30 protein-coding genes and 1 tRNA gene are annotated in these 26,797 nt (G+C 54.6%); 16 read left to right on the top strand and 15 right to left on the bottom strand.

Features of this window, described 5'->3' with window-relative positions; all coding sequences use genetic code 11:
• Positions 1 to 75: 75 nt before the first annotated feature.
• Positions 76 to 1,430 (bottom strand): IS3 family transposase gene (locus ACEW72_RS01615; protein WP_373474634.1). Its coding sequence is split into 2 segments (ribosomal slippage): positions 76 to 1,091 and positions 1,091 to 1,430, totalling 1,356 coding nucleotides; the frame shifts between segments, so codons are not numbered across the junction.
• Between the two features lie 21 nt (positions 1,431 to 1,451).
• On the opposite strand from ACEW72_RS01615, the gene ACEW72_RS01620 reads away from it, so the two are divergent.
• Entirely contained in the window at positions 1,452 to 2,861 is a 1,410-nt protein-coding gene (locus ACEW72_RS01620) for a P-loop ATPase, Sll1717 family (RefSeq protein WP_373474635.1), read from the top strand.
• 707 nt (positions 2,862 to 3,568) lie between these two features.
• Here the strand turns inward: ACEW72_RS01620 and ACEW72_RS01625 are convergent.
• Positions 3,569 to 3,659 (bottom strand) — tRNA-Ser (locus tag ACEW72_RS01625).
• Positions 3,660 to 3,739: 80 nt separating this feature from the next.
• Between ACEW72_RS01625 and ACEW72_RS01630 the strand changes: the two genes are divergently transcribed.
• Both ACEW72_RS01630 and ACEW72_RS01635 read left to right on the top strand, forming a co-directional pair.
• Entirely contained in the window at positions 3,740 to 4,675 is a 936-nt protein-coding gene (locus tag ACEW72_RS01630; RefSeq protein WP_373474636.1) for a peptidylprolyl isomerase, read from the top strand.
• A gap of 12 nt (positions 4,676 to 4,687) precedes the next feature.
• Positions 4,688 to 5,011: a DUF1905 domain-containing protein gene (locus ACEW72_RS01635; protein WP_373474637.1), complete on the top strand. Its 324-nt coding sequence runs from the start codon at positions 4,688 to 4,690 to the stop codon at positions 5,009 to 5,011.
• A gap of 23 nt (positions 5,012 to 5,034) precedes the next feature.
• Here ACEW72_RS01635 and ACEW72_RS01640 read toward each other — a convergent pair whose 3' ends face one another.
• The 10 genes from ACEW72_RS01640 to hemC all read right to left on the bottom strand — a co-directional run bounded on the left by ACEW72_RS01640 (position 5,035) and on the right by hemC (position 13,174).
• On the bottom strand, positions 5,035 to 5,748 hold the full coding sequence (locus tag ACEW72_RS01640) for a sigma-70 family RNA polymerase sigma factor (protein ID WP_373474638.1): 714 nt from the start codon (positions 5,746 to 5,748) through the stop codon (positions 5,035 to 5,037).
• On the bottom strand, positions 5,735 to 7,849 hold the full coding sequence (gene flhA, locus ACEW72_RS01645; RefSeq protein ID WP_373474639.1) for a flagellar biosynthesis protein FlhA: 2,115 nt from the start codon (positions 7,847 to 7,849) through the stop codon (positions 5,735 to 5,737). Before flhA ends, ACEW72_RS01640 begins: the two co-directional genes overlap by 14 nt.
• On the bottom strand, positions 7,846 to 8,628 hold the full coding sequence (locus tag ACEW72_RS01650; protein WP_373474640.1) for a transglycosylase SLT domain-containing protein: 783 nt from the start codon (positions 8,626 to 8,628) through the stop codon (positions 7,846 to 7,848). The genes flhA and ACEW72_RS01650 overlap by 4 nt, the downstream gene beginning before the upstream one ends.
• Before the next feature lie 67 nt (positions 8,629 to 8,695).
• Positions 8,696 to 8,998, bottom strand: coding sequence for a hypothetical protein (locus ACEW72_RS01655; protein WP_373474641.1), 303 nt, complete (start codon positions 8,996 to 8,998; stop codon positions 8,696 to 8,698).
• Positions 8,995 to 9,267 carry a flagellar biosynthesis anti-sigma factor FlgM gene (flgM, locus tag ACEW72_RS01660; RefSeq protein ID WP_373474642.1) on the bottom strand — a complete coding sequence of 91 codons (273 nt, stop codon included), beginning with the start codon at positions 9,265 to 9,267 and terminating at the stop codon, positions 8,995 to 8,997. Before flgM ends, ACEW72_RS01655 begins: the two co-directional genes overlap by 4 nt.
• A gap of 100 nt (positions 9,268 to 9,367) precedes the next feature.
• Positions 9,368 to 9,808 carry a flagella basal body P-ring formation protein FlgA gene (locus ACEW72_RS01665; RefSeq protein ID WP_373474643.1) on the bottom strand — a complete coding sequence of 147 codons (441 nt, stop codon included), beginning with the start codon at positions 9,806 to 9,808 and terminating at the stop codon, positions 9,368 to 9,370.
• 98 nt (positions 9,809 to 9,906) lie between these two features.
• Positions 9,907 to 10,638 (bottom strand): esterase/lipase family protein, encoded by a 732-nt coding sequence (locus ACEW72_RS01670; protein WP_373474644.1) that lies wholly within the window; start codon positions 10,636 to 10,638, stop codon positions 9,907 to 9,909.
• A 60-nt stretch (positions 10,639 to 10,698) separates the two neighbouring features.
• The gene (locus ACEW72_RS01675; RefSeq protein WP_373474645.1) at positions 10,699 to 11,526 is read right to left on the bottom strand and encodes a hypothetical protein; all 828 of its coding nucleotides are present in this window, start codon (positions 11,524 to 11,526) and stop codon (positions 10,699 to 10,701) included.
• A 59-nt stretch (positions 11,527 to 11,585) separates the two neighbouring features.
• On the bottom strand, positions 11,586 to 12,239 hold the full coding sequence (locus tag ACEW72_RS01680) for a uroporphyrinogen-III synthase (protein WP_373474646.1): 654 nt from the start codon (positions 12,237 to 12,239) through the stop codon (positions 11,586 to 11,588).
• On the bottom strand, positions 12,236 to 13,174 hold the full coding sequence (gene hemC, locus ACEW72_RS01685) for a hydroxymethylbilane synthase (protein WP_373474647.1): 939 nt from the start codon (positions 13,172 to 13,174) through the stop codon (positions 12,236 to 12,238). The genes ACEW72_RS01680 and hemC overlap by 4 nt, the downstream gene beginning before the upstream one ends.
• 42 nt (positions 13,175 to 13,216) lie before the next feature.
• Between hemC and tsaD the strand changes: the two genes are divergently transcribed.
• From tsaD to ACEW72_RS01700, 3 genes are read left to right on the top strand one after another with little or no spacing between them, the layout of a single operon-like run.
• The gene (gene tsaD, locus ACEW72_RS01690; RefSeq protein WP_373474648.1) at positions 13,217 to 14,251 is read left to right on the top strand and encodes a tRNA (adenosine(37)-N6)-threonylcarbamoyltransferase complex transferase subunit TsaD; all 1,035 of its coding nucleotides are present in this window, start codon (positions 13,217 to 13,219) and stop codon (positions 14,249 to 14,251) included.
• On the top strand, positions 14,248 to 15,243 hold the full coding sequence (locus ACEW72_RS01695; protein WP_373474649.1) for an NAD(P)H-dependent glycerol-3-phosphate dehydrogenase: 996 nt from the start codon (positions 14,248 to 14,250) through the stop codon (positions 15,241 to 15,243). The genes tsaD and ACEW72_RS01695 overlap by 4 nt, the downstream gene beginning before the upstream one ends.
• A gap of 44 nt (positions 15,244 to 15,287) precedes the next feature.
• A complete protein-coding gene (locus ACEW72_RS01700; protein WP_373474650.1) occupies positions 15,288 to 16,784 on the top strand; it encodes a lipopolysaccharide biosynthesis protein in 1,497 nt (498 codons plus the stop codon).
• Here ACEW72_RS01700 and ACEW72_RS01705 read toward each other — a convergent pair.
• Positions 16,781 to 17,776, bottom strand: a complete 996-nt coding sequence (locus ACEW72_RS01705; protein ID WP_373474651.1) for an adenosine kinase — start codon at positions 17,774 to 17,776, stop codon at positions 16,781 to 16,783. The genes ACEW72_RS01700 and ACEW72_RS01705 overlap by 4 nt on opposite strands.
• 73 nt (positions 17,777 to 17,849) lie before the next feature.
• Between ACEW72_RS01705 and ACEW72_RS01710 the strand changes: the two genes are divergently transcribed.
• Complete coding sequence (locus ACEW72_RS01710; RefSeq protein ID WP_373474652.1) at positions 17,850 to 18,515, top strand: EI24 domain-containing protein; 666 nt, start codon at positions 17,850 to 17,852, stop codon at positions 18,513 to 18,515.
• Positions 18,512 to 18,850, top strand: coding sequence for a hypothetical protein (locus tag ACEW72_RS01715; RefSeq protein ID WP_373474653.1), 339 nt, complete (start codon positions 18,512 to 18,514; stop codon positions 18,848 to 18,850). The genes ACEW72_RS01710 and ACEW72_RS01715 overlap by 4 nt, the downstream gene beginning before the upstream one ends.
• An 18-nt stretch (positions 18,851 to 18,868) precedes the next feature.
• On the opposite strand, the gene queG is transcribed toward ACEW72_RS01715, so the two are convergent.
• Positions 18,869 to 19,990, bottom strand: a complete 1,122-nt coding sequence (gene queG / locus ACEW72_RS01720; protein ID WP_373474654.1) for a tRNA epoxyqueuosine(34) reductase QueG — start codon at positions 19,988 to 19,990, stop codon at positions 18,869 to 18,871.
• 49 nt (positions 19,991 to 20,039) lie between these two features.
• Here queG and ACEW72_RS01725 point away from each other — a divergent pair, with 49 nt between their 5' ends.
• The 4 genes from ACEW72_RS01725 to msrB all read left to right on the top strand — a co-directional run bounded on the left by ACEW72_RS01725 (position 20,040) and on the right by msrB (position 24,106).
• On the top strand, positions 20,040 to 20,972 hold the full coding sequence (locus tag ACEW72_RS01725; RefSeq protein ID WP_373474655.1) for an ABC transporter ATP-binding protein: 933 nt from the start codon (positions 20,040 to 20,042) through the stop codon (positions 20,970 to 20,972).
• Positions 20,969 to 22,195, top strand: coding sequence for an ABC transporter permease (locus ACEW72_RS01730; RefSeq protein ID WP_373474656.1), 1,227 nt, complete (start codon positions 20,969 to 20,971; stop codon positions 22,193 to 22,195). The genes ACEW72_RS01725 and ACEW72_RS01730 overlap by 4 nt, the downstream gene beginning before the upstream one ends.
• A gap of 91 nt (positions 22,196 to 22,286) precedes the next feature.
• Positions 22,287 to 23,567 (top strand): cytochrome P450, encoded by a 1,281-nt coding sequence (locus ACEW72_RS01735; RefSeq protein WP_373474657.1) that lies wholly within the window; start codon positions 22,287 to 22,289, stop codon positions 23,565 to 23,567.
• 56 nt (positions 23,568 to 23,623) lie between these two features.
• Entirely contained in the window at positions 23,624 to 24,106 is a 483-nt protein-coding gene (gene msrB / locus ACEW72_RS01740; RefSeq protein WP_373474658.1) for a peptide-methionine (R)-S-oxide reductase MsrB, read from the top strand.
• A gap of 3 nt (positions 24,107 to 24,109) precedes the next feature.
• Here the strand turns inward: msrB and ACEW72_RS01745 are convergent, their stop codons facing one another.
• Positions 24,110 to 24,748: an ankyrin repeat domain-containing protein gene (locus ACEW72_RS01745; RefSeq protein ID WP_373474659.1), complete on the bottom strand. Its 639-nt coding sequence runs from the start codon at positions 24,746 to 24,748 to the stop codon at positions 24,110 to 24,112.
• Between the two features lie 73 nt (positions 24,749 to 24,821).
• Between ACEW72_RS01745 and ACEW72_RS01750 the strand changes: the two genes are divergently transcribed.
• The 4 genes from ACEW72_RS01750 to ACEW72_RS01765 are packed head-to-tail and all read left to right on the top strand — an operon-like array spanning position 24,822 to position 26,786.
• Positions 24,822 to 25,454, top strand: a complete 633-nt coding sequence (locus tag ACEW72_RS01750; RefSeq protein WP_373474660.1) for an SCO family protein — start codon at positions 24,822 to 24,824, stop codon at positions 25,452 to 25,454.
• Entirely contained in the window at positions 25,442 to 25,897 is a 456-nt protein-coding gene (locus ACEW72_RS01755; protein WP_373474661.1) for a YcgN family cysteine cluster protein, read from the top strand. Before ACEW72_RS01750 ends, ACEW72_RS01755 begins: the two co-directional genes overlap by 13 nt.
• A complete protein-coding gene (locus ACEW72_RS01760) occupies positions 25,854 to 26,588 on the top strand; it encodes a M48 family metallopeptidase (protein WP_373474662.1) in 735 nt (244 codons plus the stop codon). Before ACEW72_RS01755 ends, ACEW72_RS01760 begins: the two co-directional genes overlap by 44 nt.
• Positions 26,589 to 26,597: 9 nt before the next feature.
• The gene (locus tag ACEW72_RS01765; protein WP_373474663.1) at positions 26,598 to 26,786 is read left to right on the top strand and encodes a DUF1272 domain-containing protein; all 189 of its coding nucleotides are present in this window, start codon (positions 26,598 to 26,600) and stop codon (positions 26,784 to 26,786) included.
• The last annotated feature ends 11 nt before the right edge of the window (positions 26,787 to 26,797 follow it).

Genomic DNA, 26,797 nt, shown 5'->3' on the forward strand with positions numbered 1-26,797 from the left:
TGTCCGTCGTCAGAACATTTGGCGCTGATGGCTGCGTAAATTAGCGGAGCGTTGGCCTCATCAGTTGGGTTGATATTAAGCGGCGAGCTTGCGGTGTTGCAAGCGCCGATATTCGATAGTCTGTCGTTTGATCCTTTCGCGTTGTTGGATGATGGTTTGTGCCCTGCCGAAGTAGGCATCGGCGGGCGTGACGTTGTTCAGGCTCTCGTGGTAGCGCTGGTGGTTGTAATGCTCGACGAACGCTTCGATCTGCTGCTCAAGGTCGCCGGGCAGGAAGTAGTTTTCCAGCAGGATGCGGTTTTTGAGTGTCTGGTGCCAGCGTTCGATCTTGCCCTGGGTTTGCGGATGCATCGGGGCACCACGCACATGGCTCATCTTCTGTGCCTCGATATACTCAGCCAGTTCGCCTGCGATGTAGCTGGGACCATTGTCGCTGAGCAGCCGGGGCTTGTGCTGAACAGTAGCATGATCGCAGCCCGACGCTGCCAAGGCCATGTCGAGCGTATCGGTGACATCCTCGGCGCGCATATTGCTGCACAGCCTCCAGGCGATGATATAGCGCGAGAAGTCGTCGAGCACCGTGGATAGGTACATCCATCCCCAGCCAATGATCTTGAAGTAGGTAAAGTCTGTCTGCCACATCTCGTTGGGACGGGTAGTCTTGGTGTGGAACTCGTTGGCTGCCTTCACCACAACATAGGCCGGACTGGTGATCAGGTCATGGGCCTTCAGAAGCCTGTAAACCGTAGCTTCCGACACGAAGTAACGCCGCGCGTCGGTAAACCGTACCGCCCGCTCCCGGGGTGGCAGCGCGGACTGATCCAGCGCCCGTTCAATGATCTGGTCATGGATGGCGTCGGGGATGCGGTTCCACACGCGGCTTGGTGCGGATGGCCGATCAGCCAGCGCCTCCGGCCCGCCTTCGAGATAGCGGTCATACCAGCGATAGAAGGTTCGCCGGGCGATGCCCAGCTTGTCAAGGGTGAGCTTGGCAGGCAGATGCGACTGCTCGACGATGCGGATGATCTCGAGCTTTTCAGATGCGGGATACCTCATTCGTCGTCGCCCCCATCCGCGATCATGCTTTTTTTGAGCAGGCGGTTCTCAAGGGTCAGATCCGCAACGCACTCCTTTAAGGCACGTGCCTCACGGCGTAGTTCCTGCACATCGCCGCTGGTGGCCGCGCGGGCAGTATCACCCGCAAGCCTGCGCTTGCCAGCTTCCATGAACTCCTTGGACCAGGTGTAATACAGGCTCTGCGCAATGCCTTCCTTGCGGCACAGCTCGGCGATACTGTCTTCCCCGCGCAGGCCTTCCAGCACGATCCTGATCTTGTCTTCAGCAGAAAAATGCCGCCGGGTTGCACGGCGAATATCCTTTACGACACGCTCGGCAGAGGCCTTAGGTTGGCCAGAGTGTTTTGGTCTCATCTTCGTTCCTTCGTCACTCCGATGAGACCAAAACACTCCTTAAATCACAACATCAAATCTGTGCCATTGGTGCTGACGGGGAACAGAGGTGAAGTGAATGTTGTAGCTGGAAGGAAAGGCTCCGGAAAAACAGCAATCTTCTTTCAGGTACGAGATGCCTTTAGAACCGATAAGTCGGCAATTATCACCGACCTAAAGCCCGAATCGCACCAGCTGAGTCAGTTTCGCGAAGAGCTGTTGAAAATTGTTGAAGTTGGAGCTTACGACCATACGCTTGCAGCGTTTTGGTATTTCGTAGTGCTCTCTGAAATTCTCTTAACAATGAGGCATAACTTCGATTTCCAGTCGAAATTTGACTCCCGGGCTCTTGGACGACTGCAGGAAGCAGACCGCTGGCTGGAAGAATTTAACGTTGATCAAACGGGAGATTTTACAACTCGTATTAACCGCCTGGGAAGCTTTATACTTCAAGAAATTGAAGCTGCTAAAGGGCATCGTCAGAAAATATCCGCGGACTTCCTAACTAATGTAATTTTTCGCGGTGGTATCACGCAACTCAAGAAATTTCTGCTTGAGAACACAACTGGGAATGATCATTTCGTGTTACTGTTCGATAACATCGACAAGGGCTGGCCTACAAATGGCGTCCACGAATTTGATGTGCGTTTAGTACGATTGTTGATTGAAACGCTTGACAAAATTAAGCGAGATTTCTCTGCCGCATCGCGTGATTTCATGTCGGTAGTATTCTTGAGAAATGATATTTACGAGATGCTCGTCGATAAAACCCCAGATCGCGGAAAAGCGGGTCAGGTAAGAATTGACTGGACCGATCGTGCCAAACTGAAGCAAGTTATTTTTCGAAGGTTGCAGGCGTCGTCGAAGTCCAAAGGCGAGAGTTTCGACAAAGTCTGGCAGACATTCTTTGTTCGAAATGTTGATAACAAGGACTCTTTTGAATTTTTTGTTGATCATTGCTTAATGAGACCTCGCTTTCTCATCAACATAATCGAAAATGCCATATCGAATGCGGTGAATCGGGGTCATGCGAAGGTGGACGAGACGGATTGTATTGATGCAGTTCGCCAGCATTCATTATATTTGGTCGATGATTTTGGATACGAGATTAGAGACGTATCTGGTTTGTCGGCTGAATTGTTATATTCTCTAGTTGGCGTAGAGAAAATAATGGAAGAGAGCCAATTTCTCTCTCGTTTCATCCACGATGGTATGAACGCTGAAGAAGCTGAAAAGGCATTTAGCCTAATGTTGTGGTACGGTGTCATCGGAATCCATGATCGGAACGGAAATGAGCGTTTCATATACGATTACGAATACAACATGAAGCGATTGGAGGCAGAACGCCGGCTACTCGGAGATGAAGCTAAGTACGTGACAAATGCCGCGTTGCATGTGGCACTTCAAAGCTGAATGATCGCTACTGAGATAGAAATCATCATTCACCCGGGTCGTCATTATGTGATTCCAATATATGTGGAATCTGAACCGACGGTTGTCGGCTGACTCTTATCTAAATAAAGCAGACAATTTCGCTCCAACGGCAGTTGACTTTCACTATCAGCAAATTCTGCACGATCACCAAACTCAACCGCTACAAAGAGCAGCAGAGACGCGGAGCGCAAACGCCGGTCTTGCATCTCGAAACGCCCGTCTCTAAAATGAGTTTACCACCCGAAATGGCGCAAATTCGCGCCGATTCTTGAGTAATTTATCGTTATATTACAAGTGCTTGACTTGCTGGCGGAGATGGAGGGATTCGAACTCTCGATGGTGTTTTGTCATTAAATGACGGCATACTGTCCAATTATGACATTAGGAGCCGGCCGTTTATCATTTTGTGCTCCCGATTGATTCTGAAACTAAACCGAACGTTGCCTTCTGACTCGCTGCTCAACTCATCAGGCAAATTCAAGCAGCCGTAGTTGAGTTTGAACATTGGCAAATTTTGTTCATTCACCAAACTCAACGGCCTCCAAGTGCATCAGAGACGCTGGGTGCTTACGCCCCGTCCATGCCCACAAGCACGGGTCTCCGAAGATGACTTTTGACCGCAAAATGGCGCAAATTCGCGCCACTTTTTCAACATTTTATTGTTATATAGCAAATACTTGACTAGGTGGCGGAGACGGAGGGATTCGAACCCTCGATACGCTTTTGACGTATACTCACTTTCCAGGCGAGCGCCTTCGACCACTCGGCCACGTCTCCGCATCCCTTTTGGGGAAGCGACGCCCCTAGCGGCTCCTTTACGCTTTCGCAAGGCACTGTGATTTGCCATAAGCCGTTCCATGAAAAGATTTTCGAAATTGACCGCAGTTGCCGCCCTTTGCGCGACCATTCCCGCTTTCGCCCAAGAGGTGAAAACCTACCCCGCACCGGGCGAGATTATCGCTGCAGCAAGTGCGCGGGAATGGGTTTCGATTGCGCCAGCCGACCTTTTGGTCATGGACCTTGCACCGGATACCGCAGGCAAACCGCGCCGCGTGGTCATACAGTTGATGACTGCTCCATTCAGTCAGGGTTGGGTCGGCAATATCCGCAAGCTTGCCGCCGCCAAATGGTGGGATGGCACGGCGATTGTTCGCGTTCAGGACAATTATGTGACGCAATGGGGTGACCCGACCGAGAAAAAAGCGTTGCCCGATGGGTTGGCTGTTGTGCCGGAGAGCGACTATTCGGTCAGCAAAAAGCAGCCAACCGGCGGGTGGACCGCAAAAACGATGAAAAGTACCGCACCGAAGCAAAAAGGCGAATATGGCCTTAGCCAACCACTTTGGGGGTGGCCAATAGGACAGGACGCAAGCCACATCTGGCCAACGCACTGCTACGGCATGGTTGGCGTTGGCCGTAACCTGTCGCCCGACACCGGGACGGGCGCGGAACTCTATACCGTCATTGGCCATGCCCCGCGACATCTGGACCGCAATATTGCGCTGGTCGGACGGATCATTGAAGGCATGGAACATATGTCCAGCCTGCCGCGCGGGACGGGCGCGCTGGGTTTTTACGAAAAGGACGAAGAGCGGGTGCCTATCCTTTCGGTAAGGCTAGGGCACGAAGCGCAAGATGTTGCGGCCTTCGAATATCTTTCGACCGAAAGCGCAAGTTTCGCCGCCTATGCCGATGCCCGCGCCAACCGGCGCGATCCATTTTTCATATCCCCAGCAGGCGGTGCAGATATCTGTAACATTCCCGTTCCGGTCAGGCGGAAACTTTCGAAATAACGAAGGAGGATTATGGTGACCGAAAGCTATGCGGTTACCGCCCAGCTTTGGCTTTGGAACAGCGACAAGGCCCCCGCAAGCTGGCATTTTTTGACGATTGATGGCGAGGCTGCCGAAGCCATTCATGCGTTGGCATTTATGCGGCGGCTCGAAAGCGGACGACGGCGCGGCTGGGGCGCTATGAAGGTGCGGGCCTGTATCGGCGATACGTCATGGGACACATCCATTTTTCCCGACAAGGGCAGTGGCGGGTGGTTATTGCCGGTAAAAGCTGCTGTCCGAAAATCAGAGGGGTTGGTCGCAGGGGATGAAGTTGAGGTTTCTTTGGCGGTTTAGGGTCGAGGGCAAGGGTCAGGACCCTAATCCATCATCAAGTCGCGCATCTTGTCGAGTGCCGCCTTTTTAATCTGGCACACGCGCGCGGCTCCGACGCCAAGTGTTTCCCCGATTTCATCCAGATTCAGTTCCTCGACAAAATAGAGCTGCAAAATTGTAGCCTCCCGCTCGGTCAGCTTGGCGAGATTGGCCACCAATGTTTCGCGCAACTGGGCCTTTTCAAGCGCGGTGTCGGCGCTGTCCGCCAGGTCGGCAAACCACATATCATGGTCGGAATAGCTTTCGTCGATGGAATCCTGCGCCACGGCCTGTGTCGATGCCGTCATCGCATAATAGGCCTGCGGTTCAAGGCCTGCTGCATCGGCCATTTCAGCATCGCTGGGTGGGCGCATATATTCCTGTTCCAATTTCGCGCGGATGCTGGCCAGATATCGGCGGTTTGCCATCCCCGCACGGCCCATGCGCGCGTCGCGGCGCAACGCATCGACCATAGCACCGCGTATGCGGGTTGAGGCATAAGGGGCAAAAGCGATGCCGCGATCTTCAAAATGCTGGGCGGCTTCGACCAGCGCGATAAAACCGATCTGGATCAGGTCTTCCACTTCGATGGCGGTCGACATACGGCTATGCACATGCCATGCAACGCGGCGGACAAGCGTGCTATGCGTTTCGATCAGGCGCGCCGGGCTTGTTGCGTCCGGGCGGGCATAAGCCGCGCGTGCTTCATTCAGCATCATGGTCTCCTTTATAGTGATTGGCATCGGCCAAGCGCGGTGTTCCGCCGACGACGGCGATCACTTCGACTTTTTTGGTTTCGGGTATTTCGAGGAAAGACAGCACCGCGACATCGCTGAACTGCGCCCGCAACAACCGGGCAACAGCGGCGCGGCATAGAGGCGATGTGATGACAGCAAAGCTGCGGGCGGCGACCAGCATAGGTTGGACCGCATCATCGACAGCAGTGATAATCCGGCGGGCAAGCGCGGGTTCGAACGGCCAGTTTGCCGAAGGCGCACTTTGCACGGACTGGACGAGCAGGCTTTCCAGTTCACCCTCAAAGGTAATAGCCGGTAACGGCATTTTCACCGGAACAATGGTCTGCACGATCAGCGCGCCCAGACGCTGGCGCACAGCCTCGACCAGATCGGCAGCGTCGAGATTGCGGGGGGCGAGGTCGACCATCGCTTCGGCCACACGGCGGAAATCGCGCAGTGGGACGCGCTCAACCAACAAAGCCCGGCACAATGCTGTGATCGCGGCCAATGCATAAGGCGCAGGGGTCAGTCCGGCGGCGAGTTGCGGATAGCTCTCTTTAAGATTGTCGATCAGCGCTTGTGCGTCATCCATGCCAAACAATTCAGCCGCTGACGCGGTGGCCAATTGGTTGAGATGGGTGGCAATTACGGTAGCTGGATCGACGACCGTATATCCAGCCGCAACCGCATCGATCCGGTCACGTTCTGATATCCAAAGCGCGTCCAAGCCAAAGCTGGGGTCTTTGACCGCCCGGCCCGTGACACCTTCAAGGCAATCACCGGAATCAAGCGCGAGCAGTTCATTTGCCCATGCACTATCTTCGCCGACCAATACCCCGGATATCCGGATCTGATAGGCATTACCCGGCAGGGAAAGATCATCGGAGACCTTCACCATCGGGACAACAAAGCCGAATTCACGCGATAGCTGGCGGCGAATTGCGGTTACCCGGCCCATCAATGGTGCACCCTTGCGTTCATCGACAAGGCTGACCAGTGAATAGCCCAGTTCCAGCGTAATCGGAGCGGTCTCCGCGATTTCATGCCATTCGATAATGTGGCCGGGTGTCGCGTCCGGAATTGTCTCGGCCGGCCGGGGCGGTAATTTTTCTGCGCGCCTGAGCAGCCACCAAATACCACCGGCGAGAGCGGCTGCCGGAAGGACAACGAGTTGCGGCATCGCCGGAACCATCCCCAGCAAGGTCAAAGTACCCGCCACCGGCCCCCACGCCCTGGCATGGCCGAACTGTGTGGAAATCTGTCCTGACAAATCCAGCGGCGAAGACACGCGGGTAACAATCGCAGCAGCAGCAATAGACAACAGCAACGCGGGTACCTGCGCCACCAAAGCGTCACCAATGGCCAGTTTGATATAGATTTCCGCCGCATCGCCAAAGCTGAGGTCATGGCTGACAACGCCGAGCAGCAATCCGCCAAAGATATTGACGAACAGGATCAGCAGGCCTGCAATCGCGTCGCCTTTTACAAATTTGGAAGCACCGTCCATCGACCCGTAAAAGTCGGCTTCGGTTGCAACTTCCTGACGCCGCGCTTTGGCTTCGTCCGGCGTTACAAGCCCGGCGTTCAAATCGGCGTCGATGGCCATTTGCTTGCCCGGCAGTGCATCAAGGGTAAAGCGCGCCGACACTTCGGAAACGCGGCCCGCACCCTTGGTGATCACGACCATGTTGATAATCAAAAGAACGGCAAAGACTAATAGGCCGACAATGTAATCGCCGCCGATCAGCAATGCGCCGAAAGCTTCAATGACATGGCCCGCGGCCGCCGTGCCGGTATGGCCATCGACCAGAACCACGCGGGTCGAGGCAACATTTAGCGCCAACCGGAATAATGTCGCCAAAAGCAAAACCGTCGGGAATGCAGAAAAATCCAGCGGCTTTGCGACATTCATCGCGACCATCAGGACAGCAAGGCTAATCATGATATTGAGGATGAACCCCACGTCGAGCAACAGCGCAGGGACCGGCACAATCATCAACATGACGAGCAGCAGCACTGCCACCGGCAAAGCGCCGCCCTTTATCGTATTGAGCCAGATCGAAAAGTTGATCCGCCCGATCATGTCGAAGCACCCGACAGGCGGCGATAGGCGTTACGGGCGAAGTTGAGGTCGAGTTTTTTCGGCATTGGCTCCATCGTCGCCATTTCTAGCGGGGTCCGGTTCTGCGTGGTCGCAATCGCACTTTTTTGGCGATTGGCGCTCATCATTGGAAAGCCGCTGGGCGAATTGCCCAGTTTTGATGCGAAATTCTGGCGTATCTCGGACAGGCTTCGTGCAGAACCATCGCCACGGTAGAATATGGATCGGTTTGCCCGCGCAGCTTCGGCAAATAACGGTGCGGCACTTTGTTCAGGGTCGTCCCGATGCGCGTCAAGAAATTTTGCCGCGCCTTCCGCGCCCAAAAAATGTGCGAGGTAGAGATCGACGGGTTCCGGACTGCTGCCGGTCCGGGATTGCAAATATTGGCCATTATCAGCTGCAAATTCGGCGGCCATGGAGGCGGCCGCTTCGGGATTGTTCCGCAAATCAAGAATGGCGGAACGCGCGTCACCATCTGCAACGGAAAATGTCCCGTCAGAATTTTTGGATATCGCGCTGGCCGCCCATTCAAGCCCATGCGATGCACCATGTTCTTTAACGGTACCCAGCCATGTCTGTTTGGTGAATTGATAGAGCCCAGTCGCACTCGAGGTGCTGGCGCGCGCATTTGGGCGCATTCCGCTCTCGATCCGCGCCTGATCCATCAAATAGTCGAAATCCACGCCTGTGCGCGCGGATGCCTGTGCAATCGCCGCCGCCACGCGTTGCGGTGACGCTGTGTCGTTTATAGGTCTGGTCATATCCTGGTCCGGTTGGTCATGCCGGATGAATTGCAATGCCCGTGCCAGTTTTGTGAAACTTACGCTTTTATGCGCGTTTCTGGGGCATTACATAAATAGCAGACGATGCAAGACCGCGACATTCGGCCAAGCGGTCAATTTTCTGTCGGTTCCACGCCGTCAGATATTTGACCCGGATACGCGCCGCCTCTGCCTGTTTCAGGCCATGCGACAACTGGCTTTGCGCGGGCACTTGCTTTTGCAAACGCAGCTTTTCAATGGCCGTGGACAGCGCGCTGCTGGCCGCCATTATTGCGTCAGCGTCTTGCATATCGAGCGCCGCTATCAATTCAGCCTGTTGTTGAAGAACCGCATCCATCATCACACTCATCCAAGGTCCTGCCCGCCAAAGCGTATGATGCCTTCGGCAACCGCACCAAGATCGACCTGATATGCTCCGCTAGCAAGGGCGGCTCTTAGAGTCGCAACCTTTTCGGCGTCAAAAGGAGGCCCCTTTTGCGCGAGCGCAGATGCAAGGCTCAAGCTTTGCGGCGCGGCGGGCTTCAAATTATTTTCACGCTTCGGCACGGCGTCTACAGCACCCGATGCACGAAGACCCGGAGCCAGTCTGGCCGGTCCGAACTGTACGGAATCCACCATTTTTCTGTTCCTTTCCATTTGGGCCGTCAGGAAACCGACAGCCTGTATGGAATCAGAAACGGCGATCACGCCATAAAGTTTAGCAATAGATTAATCCGGATCAGAACGAAGCCTGTCCGCGTGCCGTTGCGACGGCGGTCATGGTCGATGACGGCCCGGCATTTGTCGAGGATTTGACACGCACAGCCTGTCCCACTGCAGCATCCTCCAACGCGATCATAGTCGTAGAAACGGCAAAACCGCGACCACCTGAAACACATTCGACCATTTCACCTTTGCGGATCACAATCTCTGCCGTTTCCGCCTTTTGTGCGGTGGTATTCACCGGAACCCGAAGACGCCAGCCAAGGGCGGGGCATCGCACAATGACCGAACCGCCCGCAGGCGGAGCTATAATCGGGCTTTCCGGACACGCTGCAAGCTTCAACCGTTTGTCGACCTGCTCTGCGTCGGGTGACACTGCTGTGATACGGTCATCCAGCCTGTTCAGATCTTCAAACGTAGAAGAGGAAGCGGCGACAAGCAGCAAGAGGTGAAACATGAAAAGCTCCTGTGAAAAGATATGTTCTCACAGCAAAGCAATTATCGTGCCATTTAGAGATAAATTAGGTGGCTCGGGTACCGCTTAAAGGAAAGGAGCTATATCAGAGATCGCGCGATTGCCCGTATAGCATCCACGCCGGAAACAAATGCCATATGCGTGCAGTCGAGCTCGATCTGGTGATCTGACTCGTGACTTTGGCCACAAGCCGACCCCGGAGCGACCACGCCGTCGTTTTGCGACCAAAAGGCACAAGTGGGAACTGGCGGCTTTTCAGATAAAGTTACGTCGAGCGGTGGGTTATCCACTTTGTAACCGGCAACAAATTCATAGAGCCGCCATGCGTTATTAGCCCGGGGATCACCTGAAAAAGGGCTGCCTAATGTTACAACTTTTGCAACATTGTGGCGGGAAACTTTGGCGTATTCGCGCGCGATCAACCCGCCCAAACTCCAGCCCACAAGCGTCAGCGGCTTATCTATGTCGAGTTCCGCCACGCGTTTGTCGAGCCGTTCGAAAATATCGGCCTTTATGCCCTTATTGCGACCCAAGCCCCAGCCATGTGCGGCAAATCCGGCATCCTGCAGCGAACGGCGTAGGCGTGAAGTTGTCTGGTCGGAGGCCATAAAGCCCGGAACGATCATAACCGGCCGTCCATTCCCGACCACATCCAGATCTACAGTCGAGGCAAAAGCTGCGCTGGTACGCATATAGGCAAAGGACAAGGCTTCACGTGCCAATAATTGCAAAGCGGGCGCGACCGGTCCGGCACTATTACGTGCGTGACCCATCGGGCGGTTGAACGAAATGTCTGAGAATCGGGAAGCCATGCTCCCTTATATGGCCGTCGTAGATTTATGAAAGATTTATGACGAAATTTATGACGAAACTTATTCTGGCATCACGCTTTGCGTCGGGACGTCCATTACCGAAGGAGCGGTCGCGGGAAAAGCGGGTACGGGGATTGGGGGTGCTGCAAGCGCGCTTCTTTCCAGTATATCCAGAGCTTTACGCGTTTCGGCATAGGTTTTAGCCCGTGCCAGCCAGGCTTGCGCCTCGACCGAAGACCCGCCGGGCATTGACGAAATTTCCAATATCGCGCCGCTCAAATTTCCAGATTCTACCAGTGCGTGGGCGCGCAACAACCTTTGCGTAGGCGCCGGCGACAGCGATTCGGACTTACGTAATACAAATAATTCGGAAAACTCGCGCTGGATCGTCGCCCAAATTGTTTCATCCCGCATTCCCGTTAGCAAGAGATTTTCGATAGCGGAAAGTTCAGATTGCAGGGATTGCAAGGTAACCGGTGTCTGTGCGGCCTCCATGATTGTGATGACGGCATCGGGCTGGCTCGTCCCGAAACGCAACCGCAACTGGTCAATCAAATAGCCCAACGGCGCACCGCTATCGATCGCTCTTCGTGCTGCAAATGCGACCAGAAGTCCTTCTGCACGCGCAGTATTTCCAGCTGCAATCGCAGAATCGATCGAAGAAATGGCGGGTGGCGCAGTCAACTGCACTGCGGTCGCATCCCGCATCTTGCTTGCCGGTGCAGGCGCGGTAATCCGCTTTTCGCCTTTTTCGAACCAGCCATATTCATCGGCCAGCCACCAACTGACACCTGCCCCACCTGCGAATGCAAAAAACAGCAAGGCAAGTATATGTTTCATCTTCATCCCGCCACGCGCGGGTGCGGCATTCGTCGCAAAATCGGTCATTCAATCCCCTTCGTCCCAACCATCAGTTAGGGATTAAGCGCCCTTTTTGTAAAGCGCCTTTAAAGCAGAGACAAGAGTGCGTCGTCCGATGGCATTGAAGCAACAAACACTTTGGCCCAACCCGAACCCGCCGCCAGTGCGATTTTTTCAGAAAGCGCCGCAATCGAAATAGCATCTTTTTTAATAGCTTGTTGCGAAACCAAATCTGCAAAATGACGCGCTGCCCGCGCCGAATGTAGCAGAACATGGTCAGCGCTTAACAACATTTCGGAAAAATACTGCGGGTTTGGCAACGCAGCACTTCGGTATACGATGCGGCAGCTGATCTCCATATCATCAGGTTTTTGAAATTCCGTGCGGTCTTCGCCTGCAAGCCAAAGCAAATTGCGCGCTTCAATATCAGCCAAAAGCTGATCGACGCCATTGATGCCGGTATACTCTATTTGAAACCCGAAAGAACGGGCGACGTCGGCGCTATTCTGTCCGACCGCAAAAACCGGCAAATGTTCGAGCGCCGCGTGTTTATCCCCGGCATGACGGATTGCGTTTGCGCTTGTGATTAGAAGGCCGTCATATTCAATTTCGCCCGGAATTTCCCAATCCACCGGCTCGGCGGCGAATAACGGCATAAGTAGCGGTTCATGACCAGAGGCACGAACACGATCAGCGGTTGCATCAGCGCCCGGTTGAGGGCGGATAATCAGCAATTTCACTGGGTGAATAATTGACGCAAGCTGTCGCTGGATTTTTCCAGCAACTGCGCCGCCAATGTTGCCGGACCATTTATATCATCCAAGGCAAACTCGATCGATCCGCATTGCCGCTCGCTGCCGTCTTCCAACAATATTTCACCGCGCAAATATATACTGTCACTATGACATAGCGCATATGCAGCTACAGGCGAATGGCAGTTGCCGCTCAACGCCGCCAAAAATGCGCGCTCGGCGGAAACGGCAACGAAGGTCGCCCGGTCATTCACAGCCTGCAAAAACGCTGCCAAATCTTCGCGCGTGGCCAAGTGATCAATACCGATAGCGCCCTGGGCAGAAGCCGGAAGCATGGTTTCAAGCGCCAGGCTTGTTCCCACATCGCTTTGTCCGAGGCGATCAAGACCAGCCGCCGCCAAAAGCGTTGCGTCAAACTCTCCTGCCTCGACCTGAGCCATTCGCGTGGCAACATTGCCACGGATCGGTGACATGACCAAATCGGGCCGCAAAGCCTTTAACTGCGCCGCCCTGCGGGGACTTGAGGTTCCAATCTTTGCGTTAAGCGGCAGATCGTCCAATGTTGAAGCACCAATCAAACGGTCGTGCACATCGGCCCGGGGCAGCATTGCCGACAGGGTAAATAAGGGCGACCGGACCGTTTCGACATCTTTCATCGAATGGACCGCGATGTCGATATCATCGTCGATCAGTGCGCGTTCCAGTTCTTTGGTCCACAGCGCTTTGCCCCCAATTTCTGCAAGTGGCCGGTCCTGAATCTTGTCGCCGGTCGACAGCATCGGGACCAGCACCACCGCATTTTCAGCCAAGTCATAAGCTTTTCGTATCGCCGACGCGGCCATTTCGGCTTGGGCCAAAGCGAGAGGCGAGCGGCGCGTTCCGATACGCAAAGGGCTGTCTGGTGTATATTCAGTGACGGTCATGCCGCTTGTTCATAACGAGGTAGGCACCTATGGGAAAGGGCAATGGCAATTATTCTGGGTCTTGAATCTAGCTGCGACGAAACCGCAGCTGCAATTGTGCGTTCGGATCGCACGATATTGGCCCATGCACTTGCCGGACAGGAGGATCATCACCGCGCCTTTGGCGGCGTTGTTCCCGAGATCGCCGCGCGCGCCCATGCCGAACTGATGACTCCATTGGTGCAGGCCGCGCTTGCCGATGCCGGGATGACCTTGGACGACGTCGACGCAATCGCCGCGACGGCAGGTCCCGGCCTTATCGGCGGTGTAATGGTGGGGCTGGTTACCGCAAAGGCTTTGGCCATGGCCGCTGGCAAGCCGCTCATTGCGGTCAACCATCTGGAGGGTCATGCGCTGTCGCCGCGTCTGGTCGATCCTGACTTGAATTTCCCGTATCTGCTGTTGTTGGTTTCTGGCGGCCATTGCCAGTTGCTGCGCGTTAACGGCGTCGGTGACTACAACCGGTTGGCTACCACCATTGATGACGCGGTGGGCGAAGCGTTCGACAAAACAGCCAAGATTTTGGGACTCGGTTTTCCGGGCGGCCCCGCCGTCGAACGTGCCGCAACCAATGGAAACTCAGCGGCGGTTCCACTGCCAAGGCCTCTCAAAGGTGCCGATGAACCCCATTTTTCCTTTGCTGGATTGAAAAGCGCGGTTCTGCGGGCTTTTCAATCGGGGCAATATAAGGTCGACGATATTGCGGCATCTTTTCAACAGGCGGTTGTCGAATGTCTCCGCGACAGGCTGCAATATTCGGTCGACCGTATCGATCCCCTGCCTGCTTTGGTTGTGGCTGGCGGCGTTGCTGCGAATATTGCGATACGCGATATGCTATCCGAATTTGCCGCAGCAAGAGCGATGCGCTTTGTCGCGCCTCCATTATGGTTATGTACCGATAATGGCGCGATGATTGCGTGGGCAGGCGCGGAACGTTTTGCCGCTGGCTTAACCGACGGATTGGATTTTGTGGCACGGCCACGCTGGCCACTCGACCCCGACGCGGCCCCTGCGCGGGGTGCAGGAGTAAAGGCATGAACGATCCTAAATACCCGATAGGCATAATAGGCGGTGGTGCATGGGGAACCGCGCTGGCATCGGTAATGGCACAAATCCATCCGCAGGTCCTGATCTGGGCCCGCGAAGAGGATGTCGTCACTGCGATCAACGAAACGCGGGAGAACAGTGTATTTCTGAAGGGCTTGAAACTCCCGCTTAATATTCAGGCAACAAGCGACCTTGCGGCAATGGGTACCTGCGGCGCGCTGCTGATCGTTACACCTGCCCAACATGTCCGTGCGACCATTGCAGCACTGCCAGCGACTGACGCGCCTTTGTTGCTGTGTGCGAAGGGAATCGAGGCGGGCACGCAAATGTTGATGTCGGACATTGTCGCCGAACTGCGCCCGGATAATGCAATAGCGGTACTGTCTGGACCGACTTTTGCCCATGAAGTGGCGGCAGGAAAGCCTACAGCCATAACGCTTGCAACCGCCAATCAGGGGCTGGGTGCGGTCCTTGTGCGGTTGATCGCAACGCCGCATTTCCGGCCTTATTGGTCAGATGATGTCACCGGAGCAGAAATCGGCGGGGCAGTTAAAAATGTCCTCGCCATAGGTTGTGGCGTTGTGGACGGTGCAGGCCTAGGCCAAAACGCCCGCGCCTCGCTCATTGCGCGCGGCTTTGCCGAGATCCAGCGTTATGGACTTGCCCGAGGAGCGCGCCCCGATACGTTGGCCGGTCTATCGGGCTTAGGCGATTTGGTGCTAACCTGTAGCTCGGAAAATTCGCGTAATTTCTCGTTAGGTCGCGGGTTAGGTCAGGGGAAATCGGCAATGGATCTGCTTGCCAACCGCCGCACCGTTGCAGAAGGTGCCTATACTGCCCCTGTTCTGCTTAAATCAGCCCAAGAGCTAGGCGTCGACATGCCCATTGTCGCTGCAGTCTGTGCATTGCTTGAGGGCAAGGCCACGGTCGGCGAAGTCACATCCGCGCTGCTTACCCGTCCCCTGAAGGCCGAAAGCTGGTAACGCGTTGGCATTTACGCTAGCGTATGTTCAACAGGGATGAAATTTTGAACGCAGTCCGGACCGACGAGGATGACATTCAGGCGCTTGCGAAAGGCGGGCGGACTAATGTACTCGGCTTTTTGTTGCGGCTTGCCGCCAGAATTCCGTTCCTGCTTATTGCAGGCCGTCTTTATGGGCCAGAGGCACTGGGCAGATTTGCTTATGCCATTTTAATCGTCGAATTCGTAGCGCAACTGGCAACGTTAGGCCTAAGACGCGGTTTGGCGGAATTGTTGTCGCAAGGTGACCGGCCACACGCCAATCTTGTGGCGGACGCAATGTTTTCGGCTATGGTTGCCTCGGCCCTTGGCGCGGTATTTTTAATTGCCGTTCCGCAGATCATGTTCCCCAACAGCTCCATTAACGGTCTTGACCGTTTTTTACCGCTTGTCATCTTTGCTATAGTTGCAACCGATGTTGCGCTGGCGGCGCTGGCCTATCGTTTTGACATCCTTTCAACAGTGCGCGCCCGAGCCATAATAGAGCCATGGACAATCAGCATCGCGGCAGGCGCTCTATATTTTTATTCCGCGCGTGACGGCTTGATCATTGCATATGTGGTATCGTTAGTTGCCGCATTGCTCTTCGCGCTCTGGCCCTTGTGGCGCAGCTATGGAGTCGCCAGGGGCTGGGTGCCGAATCTATCGCGTTCTTATGTCATTGCCCGCCGCAACCTCCCCCTCGCCGCCGCAGATGCTGCCGAATGGGGAAGCAGACGGCTTGATCTTGCAATATTAGGCCTATTCGCTTCCCCTGCCGTCGTCGGAATATATTATGTGGCACAACAGGTCGCCAGCCTGCCGCAAAAGTTGAAAACCAGTTTTGACCCAATTTTAAGCCCTGTCATCACCCGCAATCTGAAATCAAAAAACTACGCCGAAATTGCCCGTCAAATTGGCCAAGTGGGCTTCTGGATTATCGCCGCTCAGGCCGGTATCGCGCTCGCGCTTGGCATTCCAGGGGAGGCAGTGATGGGACTGGTCGGGCCGGAATTTGTGGGCGGAACAGGTGCTTTGGCTTTCTTGTTAGCGGCCGAAGTAGCCGCAGCCGCTGCTGTGGTCAGCGAATCTGCACTTGTCTATATGGCCCGCCACCGCAATCTGCTTATCTCCATCGCCATGTTATCGGTTCAGGCGCTGGTTAGCGTCGGCCTTATTTTAATGATCCCTTATTTGCCCGTTAAGCCGTCTTATGTCGGGCTTTATCAGGCAGCTGCGGTGGCCTGTGGCCTTATGATTTCCCTTGGTATCGGCTCGATCATCAAATCCCGTTTGCTGAGCCGCTTGCTAGGGCACGGCATCAGCATCTGGCGCAGCACTTTGATCTTTGCAGTTATCAGTGCAGCCGGAATGGGCATCATCATCGTCAGTGTGCCCGCTCGTTTCGAATGGGTGGAGCTAGCGCTGGGAATACCTGCAATATTGGGGCTTTATGGCTGGATCATCTGGCGCTGGGGTTTCGGTCCCGAAGACAGGGTGTTGTTCCGCAAACAAGCGGATTAACCCAATCGTTGACGAACCAACTCCGCAATATCGGCTTCGGGCCGTGCACCATAATGCGAGATGATTTCAGCCGCGCACACAGCCCCCATCGTCAGGCATTTCGCCATTGGCTGACCTTGTGCAATTCCTGCAAAGACACCGGCAGCGAACAAGTCGCCTGCGCCAGTAGTGTCGACAAGTTGCGTGACCGGTTCCGCCGACACTGTGGTGCGCACACCATTTTCCACGGCAATTGCCCCATGTTCACCGCGTGTGCAAACCAGCAATGGCACCTTAGCAGATATAGCCGAAACCGAATCTTCAAAATCCTCACTGCCATGCAGCGCGCAAATTTCGACTTCGTTCGCAAACAGAATGTCGATGCGCCCGGCTTCCATCTCGGCCAGAAAATCAGGGCCGTGGCGCGAAATGACAAAGGCATCCGATAAAGTCAGCGCCACTTTCCGACCGGCGGCACGCGCCACATCAATCGCGGTCCGCATCGCGGCGCGGGGCTCTTCGGGGTCCCACAAATAACCTTCAAGATACAGGATCGCCGCGCTTTCGATCAGATCTTTATCGATCAACCGCGCAGGCAAATATTGCGACGCGCCTAAAAATGTATTCATGGTCCGCTGCGCGTCAGGCGTGACCAAGATGTAGCAACAGGCGGTCGCTGGCGGACCATCACGCGCGGGTATGTCGAAATGGATACCACCGGCGCGAATGTCGTGCGCGAAAACATCGCCCAACTGATCGTTTGCCACCTGCCCGATAAACGCGGTCTTGTGTCCCAGTCGTGCCAGACCGGCCAAAGTGTTGGCGGCTGACCCGCCACTGATTTCACGCGCGGGGCCCATATGGTCATAAAGCGACTTTGCGCGAACTTCGTCAATTAGCTGCATGCTGCCTTTGGTCAGGCTCTGTTCGGTGATGAACGCATCGTCCGTTTCGGCGATAATATCCACAATAGCATTACCAATTGCGAGTACGTCAAAGCGAATGTCTTTCATATTTAATCCTGTTTACGGTCCGGCGCGCCCTAGTGGGATTGGACATTCCGGGCAAGCGCTTTAGAGTGTCGCCATGATCCAAGCACTTATGTTGTCATTCCAGAGCCTGTCGGACACCCGCGTCGCCCGCCTTCTGGCTAAAGTTATCGCTCTTAGTATCGGCATTTTCATTGTGTTGGGTGTTGGCCTTTGGTTCGGTATGGCAGCTTTGTTCGGTTGGCTCAATTTGACGGATGACGGAACATGGTCGGCGCTTTTGTCGATAGCTCTATCGCTTTTGGCGGCCGTCCTGCTTTTTCGCATTGTCGCTATCGCCGTCACCTGGGTCTTTGCCGACGATATCATTGACGCCGTTGAAGACCATTATTACCCGCAATTTGCAGATATAGGCAAAAGGCCGGGACTTGCGACCGGAGTTAAAATGGCGATCCGCTCCGTCATTCGCGTTATTGCTTATAATTTGCTGGCCCTGCCAGTTTATGTTTTGCTGCTCTTTACCGGCGTTGGCACTGCCATTGCTTTCATGCTGGTCAATGCCTTGCTGCTTGGCCGCGATCTGGAGGATATGCTGATCGCCCGGCATGGGGCCGCACATGGCGCGATCCGCAAGCTGCCTCGCCTTTTGCTTGGCCTTTTAGGCACGGCGGGAATGCTGGTGCCGGTGCTCAATCTGTTCGTGCCCGTCTTAATTACGGCAATGGCCGTGCACATTGTGCATTCGGGGGTCGCAAAGCTGTGAATTTTAGGCGAGGCATTTTATGGTGTGTTGCGTTGGCGTTCGGTACGTCTGCCCAAATTCATGCTGAGCGGCCGGTACTTGAAAAGCGCGGGCTGGACTTGGTGATGGGCAAGGATGTCGAAACGCTGAAGCGATTATTTGGCGAACCACGCCTCGATATAATCGAGGTCTATGGCCGCAAATTGCAATTCATTGGCAAGGCCTGCGTGCTGGACGCTTTTTTCTATCCGGACGGAAAAGGCGGGACGGAAATAGTGACCCATATTGACGCCCGGCGCAGCGACGGTGCCGAGGTTGACCGCGCGGCCTGCATCGAAGCGCTGATCCGAAGGTAGAGCCGGAAACAGGGGCTGTTACGCCTCCCATTCTGCGCGCACGGAATGGCTTTCTTCCTGACTTGCCAAGCGTAGTTTCAAACCAGCGAAACCTTCCGGCGATAACTGCCGCAGCGTCCAAATCGCACTGCCCCTTACCACATCATCCGCGTCATCCAGCAAGCGCATCACAGCCGGTAACAAAGAAACATCCCTGCTATTGCCCGCCGCAATCAGCACGTTCCGCACAAAGCGATTGCGGCCAATTCGCTTGATCGGCGACCCCGAAAACAGCACCCGGAATGCGGCATCATCAAGTGTCAACAAATCAGCCAGTTTCGGTGCCACCAGTTCTGCCCTTGGCAAAAATGCCTTGTTTGCGGCGGCGGAACTGGCAAATTTATTCCACGGGCACACCGCCAGACAATCGTCACAGCCATAAATGTGATTGCCAATCAAGGGGCGTAAAGCGGCGTCAATTGGTCCTTTATGTTCGATAGTCAGATAAGAAATGCACCGCCGTGCATCGACTTTATAGGGCGCTGGAAAGGCGTCCGTCGGACAGATATCCTGACACGCACGACATGAACCGCAATTGTCCTTGGCCGCCACATCAGGTTCGATTTCGGCGGTAGTGTAAATCGCGCCCAGAAAAAGCCAGCTCCCATGTGTGCGACTGACGACATTGCTGTGCTTTCCTTGCCAGCCCAGTCCTGCAGCTTCGGCGAGTGCCTTTTCCATAACAGGTGCGGTGTCGACAAACACTTTTACCCCGACATCAGCCTGATGCGCGATCCAGCCCGCAAGCCGCTTTAGCGCGCCTTTCACAACGTCATGATAGTCACGCCCCTGGGCATAGACCGAAATGCGCGCGCAATCATTCTGACCGGCAAGAGCCATAGGATCAGCAGCGGGGGCATAGCTCATGCCGAGCATGATAACCGACTTTACCTCTGGCCAAAGCACATCAGGGCTGGCCCTTTGATCGACGCGGCTCTCCATCCAGAGCATTTCGCCGTGGCATCCATCGGCAAGCCATTGGCGCAATCGTGCGCCAGCCGCCGGTGCCAAATGGCCGGGCGCGATGCCAATTGCGACAAAACCTTCACCTGCGGCTTGGGCTTTCAACGCGTTAACCAAATTTGTCTTGTGTCTTTTCACACGCCAACCCTATTCAGCACCTCAATCTTATCCGGGGCGCGTTACCAATATGTATGCAATCGAGGCACATGGACTTGTCAAGCAATTCGACGGATTTCGTGCCGTTGATGGCGTGGATTTGAAAGTTCCGGTGGGTAGCATTTATGGCATATTGGGGCCCAATGGCGCAGGCAAAACAACGATGCTACGTACCTTACTGGGTATTATCGACCCGGATGCCGGCGTGCGGACCCTGCTTGGGTCCGACAGGCCAATCACCCAATCACGCAATGTTGGCTATTTACCGGAAGAGCGCGGCCTTTACCAATCGATGCGTGCTGTCGATACCATTGCATTCATGGGCGCGCTGCGTGGCCTATCGCTAAAGGAAGGCAAGGAAAAAGGCCGTGCTTTATTGGAAGAAGCAGGGCTAGGGTACGCTGCCGACCGACAGATAAGGCAGCTTTCCAAAGGCATGGCGCAAACCGTGCAATTAATGGGTACGATTGTGCATGATCCCAAGCTGATCGTTTTGGATGAACCTTTTTCAGGCCTGGATGCCCTGAACCAGGCCAAGCTTGAACACATGATCCGGGCACAATCGAAAAAAGGCGTGACGATCATTTTTTCGACCCATGTCATCGCACACGCTGAACGTCTGTGTGAACGCATTGCCATCATTGCCAGAGGCAAGATCAGTTTCGACGGGCTGGTATCCGAAGCTCGCGACCGGCTGCGTCCGCAAGTGCATCTGGAAACAGAAACGCTGGACGGTGCATGGCGTGCTGCCCTTCCTGCGGACACTCGGGCAGAGGGGCATTGGTGGCATTTTACATTGCCCGAAACTGGCGTCGAACCATTGCTGACCGCCTTGGTCGAGGGCAAAGCGGGCATCAAATCACTGTCGATCGAACGGCCCGGGCTGCATGACGCGTTTGTTGCGATTGCCGGCGAATCGGTCGCCGCCGAAATGGACGAACCCGTGGCAGGAGAAACATTGTGAAAGAGATACTCCGCGCCGCTTTTGTGATCGCCCGCCGCGACTTCACCGCGATCATTTATTCCAAAGCCTTTATCTTCTTTCTTCTTGGGCCATTCTTTCCGGTCCTCGTTGGAATCGCCGCTGGCAGCCTTGGCGGCCAGATTGCCCGCGAAGCCGCGCAACCTGTGGTCGGACTTGCCATGACGCAATCTGATTCACGGAAAATGACCGAGGCGCGCGAAACCTTGTCGGCTAACATGGGCGAAAATTATTTTACCAAGATCAAGATTGTTGGCGATGCAGCGCAGGATAAAGGTAAAAATCCGAAAGATTATCTCAAGAAAAAAGAGGATAATCTAAGCGTCGTTGTGACCGGAACGCTCGCTAAACCGGTTGTCACCGGCACCAAAGCTTCGGTCAAGCGCGAAAGTGCAGGGATCGAATTGCTGGCCGCTCACGCGCTAAATCCCGGCGCTGTCAAATTGACAGAGGCCGAAGCCGATATCGTTGCCGAAACCGCCAATAGCGACAAGCAATTACGGACGGTAACCGCGCAGGGTGGCCAGATCCTCGTATTCTTCCTGACAATGTTGCTGGCCGGTATGGTGCTGTCCAATCTGGTTGAAGAGAAATCGAACAAGATTATCGAAATCCTGGCAGCCTCAATACCGATGGAATCGGTGTTTTTGGGCAAATTATTCGCGATGCTGGGGATGGCGCTGTTGGGCATATTGGTGTGGACGACAATCGGGGGAATTGGCATGCAGGTCACGCAAGGGCTGCCCAATTTCCCGACACCAGCGGTGGGATGGCCCGTTTTCATCACTCTGTGCTTCACCTATTTCATCATGGCGTATCTCATGCTTGGCGCGCTGTTTTTGGGGATTGGCGCAATGGCCGCAACAGTGCGCGAGGTGCAGACCATATCGATGCCTGTCACGATGGCGCAGCTCATCAATTTCTTTTTCGCATCCTATGCTTTGACTAAAACAAGCCAACCCGTGGAGCAATTCGCCGCGATTTTCCCGTTCAGCTCGCCCTTCGCCATGATAGGCCGCGCCGCGCTGGAACCGACGCTTTGGCATCATGGCGTGGCGATTGTGGGCCAGTTATTCTTCGCGATCCTTCTGCTTCGCCTCGGCGTGTGGCTATTCAAGCGTAATGTCATGAAATCGGGCAATGCCGGCCGCATAAAGGATGGCGGCAAACGTAAATTGTTCGGACTGATTGGGGTGGGCGGTTGAAAGGTGCCGATCTTACGATAAGTTGCGTATCGAAACGGGATTGACATATTTGTAAGTAGTGGCAGTTTCTTCGGCGAGAGGAATTTATAAAATGGCCACTGCACCCGTCTTTGAAAACGATTCGCTTCCATGGGAAATAAACAAGGCTCCGCATCGTTGGGATGTAACCCTTCCCGAAATTTATACTGAAGATCGCTGGCATCCGATATTCAAGGAAATGCGGGAGAAAGCACCGATCAACAAAATCGAAGGCAGTGGTTTTGGCAGTTACTGGAACGTTACAACGCTAAAAGCCATTCAGCATGTTGAAGCTTTGCCGGACATTTATTCTTCATCCTTTGAACATGGCGGCATTACACTGGTTGATGAAGAATCGCTGGATGATCCCATTCCTGAAGACCAGAAAATCGTCATGCCGATGTTCATTGCGATGGACCGGCCCAAACATACCGAAGAACGGCGGGTTATAGCGCCTGCATTCACGCCGGGGGAAATGGAGCGAATGTCGCTCGACATTCGCCAACGCACGGGCGAGTTGCTTGATTCATTACCAATTGGCAAGCCTATTGATTGGGTCGATCTGGTTTCGATTGAACTGACAACCCAAATGCTGGCTTTGCTGTTCGATTTTCCGTGGCAGGACCGTCGCAAATTGACCGAATGGTCGGACTGGGCCGGTGATGTCGAACTGTTCCGTACCGAAGAAACCCGCAAGGCCAGGCTGGAAAAAATGTTCGAAATGGGGGCCTATTTCCAAGGCCTTTGGGAAGAACGTAAAAACCGGGGTGAGGCACCTGATCTTATAAGCCGTATGATCCATTCACCGATGAAGGACATGAACCAATTCGAATATATGGGCAATTTGATCCTGTTAATCGTGGGCGGTAATGACACCACCCGCAATTCGATGTCCGGCTATGCTTATGGCCTGCATTCGTTTCAGGACGAGCGGGAAAAGCTGGAGCAAAACCCGCAATTCATTCCCAATGCAGTCAGCGAAATCATCCGTTGGCAGACGCCTTTGGCACATATGCGGCGCACGGCAATGCGCGACCACGACCTGTTCGGTGCGCCGATCAAGGCCGGGGACAAGATCGGCATGTGGTATCTGTCCGCCAACCGCGATGAAACGGTGTTCGATAATCCCGACAAGTTGGTTGTGGACCGCGAAAATGCGCGGCGGCATTTGGCCTTTGGCTATGGTATCCATCGGTGCGTCGGGGCGCGGCTTGCCGAACTGCAAATCCGCATACTTCTCGAAGAAATGGCAAAGCGGCGGTTGCGGCCCAATGTGTTAGGCGAACCCGAGCGCGTCGCGGGATGCTTTGTGCACGGGTATCGCAAGATGATGGTTGAATTGTCGACCTATTGAAACCTTTTGGTCTACTGGCGCGTATATATATCTGAATTCAGATTAAGGATATCGCCATGCAGATGAATAAGCGCCAGTTTCTCTCCTTAAGCAGTGTCGGGGTTGCAGCTTTCATGTTCGGCTGCGGCACCGGCGTCACCGCCAAAACACGTTATGCCGTGACCTACAGTGACGCCGAATGGAAAAAGCGTTTGCCACCTGCAGCCTATCGCGTGTTGCGGCAGGAAGATACCGAGACGCCTTATACCAGCCCGCTGAACAAGGAAAAGCGCAAGGGAACCTTTGTGTGTGCAGCCTGTAGTCAACGGCTGTTCTCATCCACAACCAAATATGACAGCGGCACCGGATGGCCGAGTTTCTGGCAACCATTGGCAGGCGGGGTCGGCACAAAGACCGACTATAAAATCGGACTACCCCGCACCGAAGTGCATTGTGCTCGCTGCGGTGGACATCTGGGTCATGTGTTCGATGACGGGCCAAAGCCAACCGGCAAGCGTTACTGCATGAACGGCGTCGCTATGAAGTTCATGCTTGGCTAAACCTTATTTACTGTCCCCAATGCCCGAAAAATCGAGCTCTGCCGGTTTCTTAGAAGGATCGGCTTTGCTGTGGTTTTCAATCATGGAAAATATCGCCGATGCGCGCCCGTCTTGTTGGGCATATTCGCGTGCCGAATATCCCGCACGGCTGTCTTTCTTGTCAGGATTAGCGCCAGCTTTTAACAACGTGCGTACCGCCTCGATATTCCTCAATTGCACTGCCAATATCAATGCAGTTTCACCGGATCGGTTGGTTTGGTCGACCTGTGCCTTTTTTCCCAATAATGTCTCGATGCCTTCAACATAGCCAAGCTGCGTCGCCAACATCAACGGGGTAGTACCTTTTTTGTCGGCAAGGCCGGGGTTCCCGCCTTTTTGTAGCAAATAGCTCAACCAAGTTGAATCCCGGCGCTGGATTACAATATGCAATGCGGTTTCGCCGGTGGTGCTATCGCGGGTATTGACGATAACCGTTCCGGGTTCGGAAAGAAACTTCTCAGCCTCGTCGCCTTTGCGTTCTTTGACGGCTTTCAGAAAATTATAGCTGTCTGAAAACTGTGCATGTGCAGCCGGTACAAATATACCAGCGGATATTGAAAGCATCGCCGCAGCAGCGGCAATCAAAACCAATTTCTTATTCAAGGAAATATGCCTCATATTTCTAAAACCAAAATGCTTGATATCGGTGCATTAGCAGACCATGTCTGCCCCTGCTATGAACAAAAACCTCTACCTTGCGCTTTCTGTCGCGATATCGCCTCTTCTTTTGCTTGGCGCTTGCAGTCAAGATCCTGCAAAACCCTCACTTTTAGAAGCGCCGTTGGCCGGGGCCGCGATTGGCGGCGACTTCGTCCTTACTGATCAGGACGGGAAAAAACGGACATGGAAAGAATTTAACGGCAAATACCGCATCGTCTATTTCGGATACACCAACTGCCCCGACATCTGTACCCCGGATATGCAAAATCTGATGGCTGGCCTGAAATCCTTTGAAAAAGCAAAGCCCGAATTGGCGGCGAAGATACAGCCGATTTTCATTACGGTTGACCCCGGACGCGATACACCTGACGTACTAAAGCAATTTGTCGGCGCATTTCATCCTCGCGCACTCGGCCTGACCGGTACGGACGCAGAAATTGCCGATGCGGCCGAGAAATTCGCTATTTATTCCAGCCGGGTCGAAGGTTCATCCCCCGAAAGCTATTTGATGAGCCACAGCCAGACGCCCTTTTTGATGGACCCCGATGGTAAACCCATCGCGATTCTGCCCGCCGATCAACCCAAGACCGATGCGAATGAAGGCGCCCCCAAATTGGTTGAAGCCGATCTGGAAAAATGGGTGCGCTGAACCACCCGATGACCGAAGCAGCTTTCTGGGAAGCGCCAATCGAAACGCTGGACCGTGCACAATGGGAGGCATTGTGCGATGGATGCGGCAAATGCTGCCTTAACAAGGTGGAGGATGAAGACACTGGCCGTGTCTATCCCACCAATGTTGCCTGCAAATTGCTTGACCTTCAAACGTGCCGTTGTGCCGATTACCGCAATCGCAAGGCCATTGTGCCCGAATGCCTTCGTTTGACGCCGCGCAAGATTGACGACTATGTCTGGCTACCGTCCACCTGCGCTTATGTCCTGCGCGCAGCGGGCAAGCCCCTTCCCGAATGGCATTATCTTGTCAGTGGTAGTCGCGAGACCATTCATGAGGCTGGCATGTCAGTCAAAGGTCGGGCAATATCGGAATTGCATGCTGGACCGCTTGAAAACCATATTGTCGAACAGCCTCTCTGACCCAGAGATTGATATCGAAGGCGAGAGCGTACCCGTGCGTATCAAACGCAACCCGCGTGCACGCCGGATCTCGATGCGGGCAGACGCAGTAAAGCGCGAAATCCGGATCACCATGCCGAATTACACCCCCACCAACGTGGCGCTGGATTTCGTCGCAAAAAAGCGTGAATGGATCGCAGCCCGGCTGCAGAGTGCCCCTGACGCAGTTCCAATCCGGCCGGGAAGCGAGATTGCGGTTGAAGGGGAAGCACACAGCATCGAATGGCGTGAAGACTGGCCGCGTACAATCCGTTGCGGCGAAGGCATGATCCGGCTTGGCGGTCCCGAGTCTTCCGTCGAAGCGCGCATACTACGCTGGCTAAAGGCAGAAGCGCGGCGCATCTATGACAAGGAAATCCGCCATTATTGCGAGAAGGCAGGCGAACCCCTGCCCCGTCTTTCGTTGGGTGATCCACGAAGCCGTTGGGGCAGCTGTTCGAGCCGGGGCACAATTTCGCTCAGCTGGCGACTGATCATGGCTCCGGCCCATGTGCGCCGCTCAGTCATCGCCCACGAAGTCGCGCATATGCGGCATATGGACCACAGCACGGCGTTCTATGGCTGGCTCGATACCCTGTACGAAGGCGACCGGAAGGCCGCCGATCGCTGGCTAAAAATGCACGGCACCGGTTTGCAGCGTGTCGGCCGTTAGGAGGAATTCATGCTTGAAATGCGAGATAAATGCGAACGCTGCGAAACACCGTTAATGTGGGACAGCGACGCAGCGCGGATCTGCAGCTATGAATGCACCTTCTGCGCGCCGTGCGTGAACGGCCCGCTTGAAGGCCGCTGCCCCAACTGCGGCGGCGATTTACAGGTCAGGCCCAAACGCGCCAAGAAAGCTGGCTGAGAAGCCTGCTG

This window comes from Sphingorhabdus sp. (genome assembly GCF_041737645.1).
Classification (GTDB): Bacteria; Pseudomonadota; Alphaproteobacteria; order Sphingomonadales; family Sphingomonadaceae; genus Sphingorhabdus_B.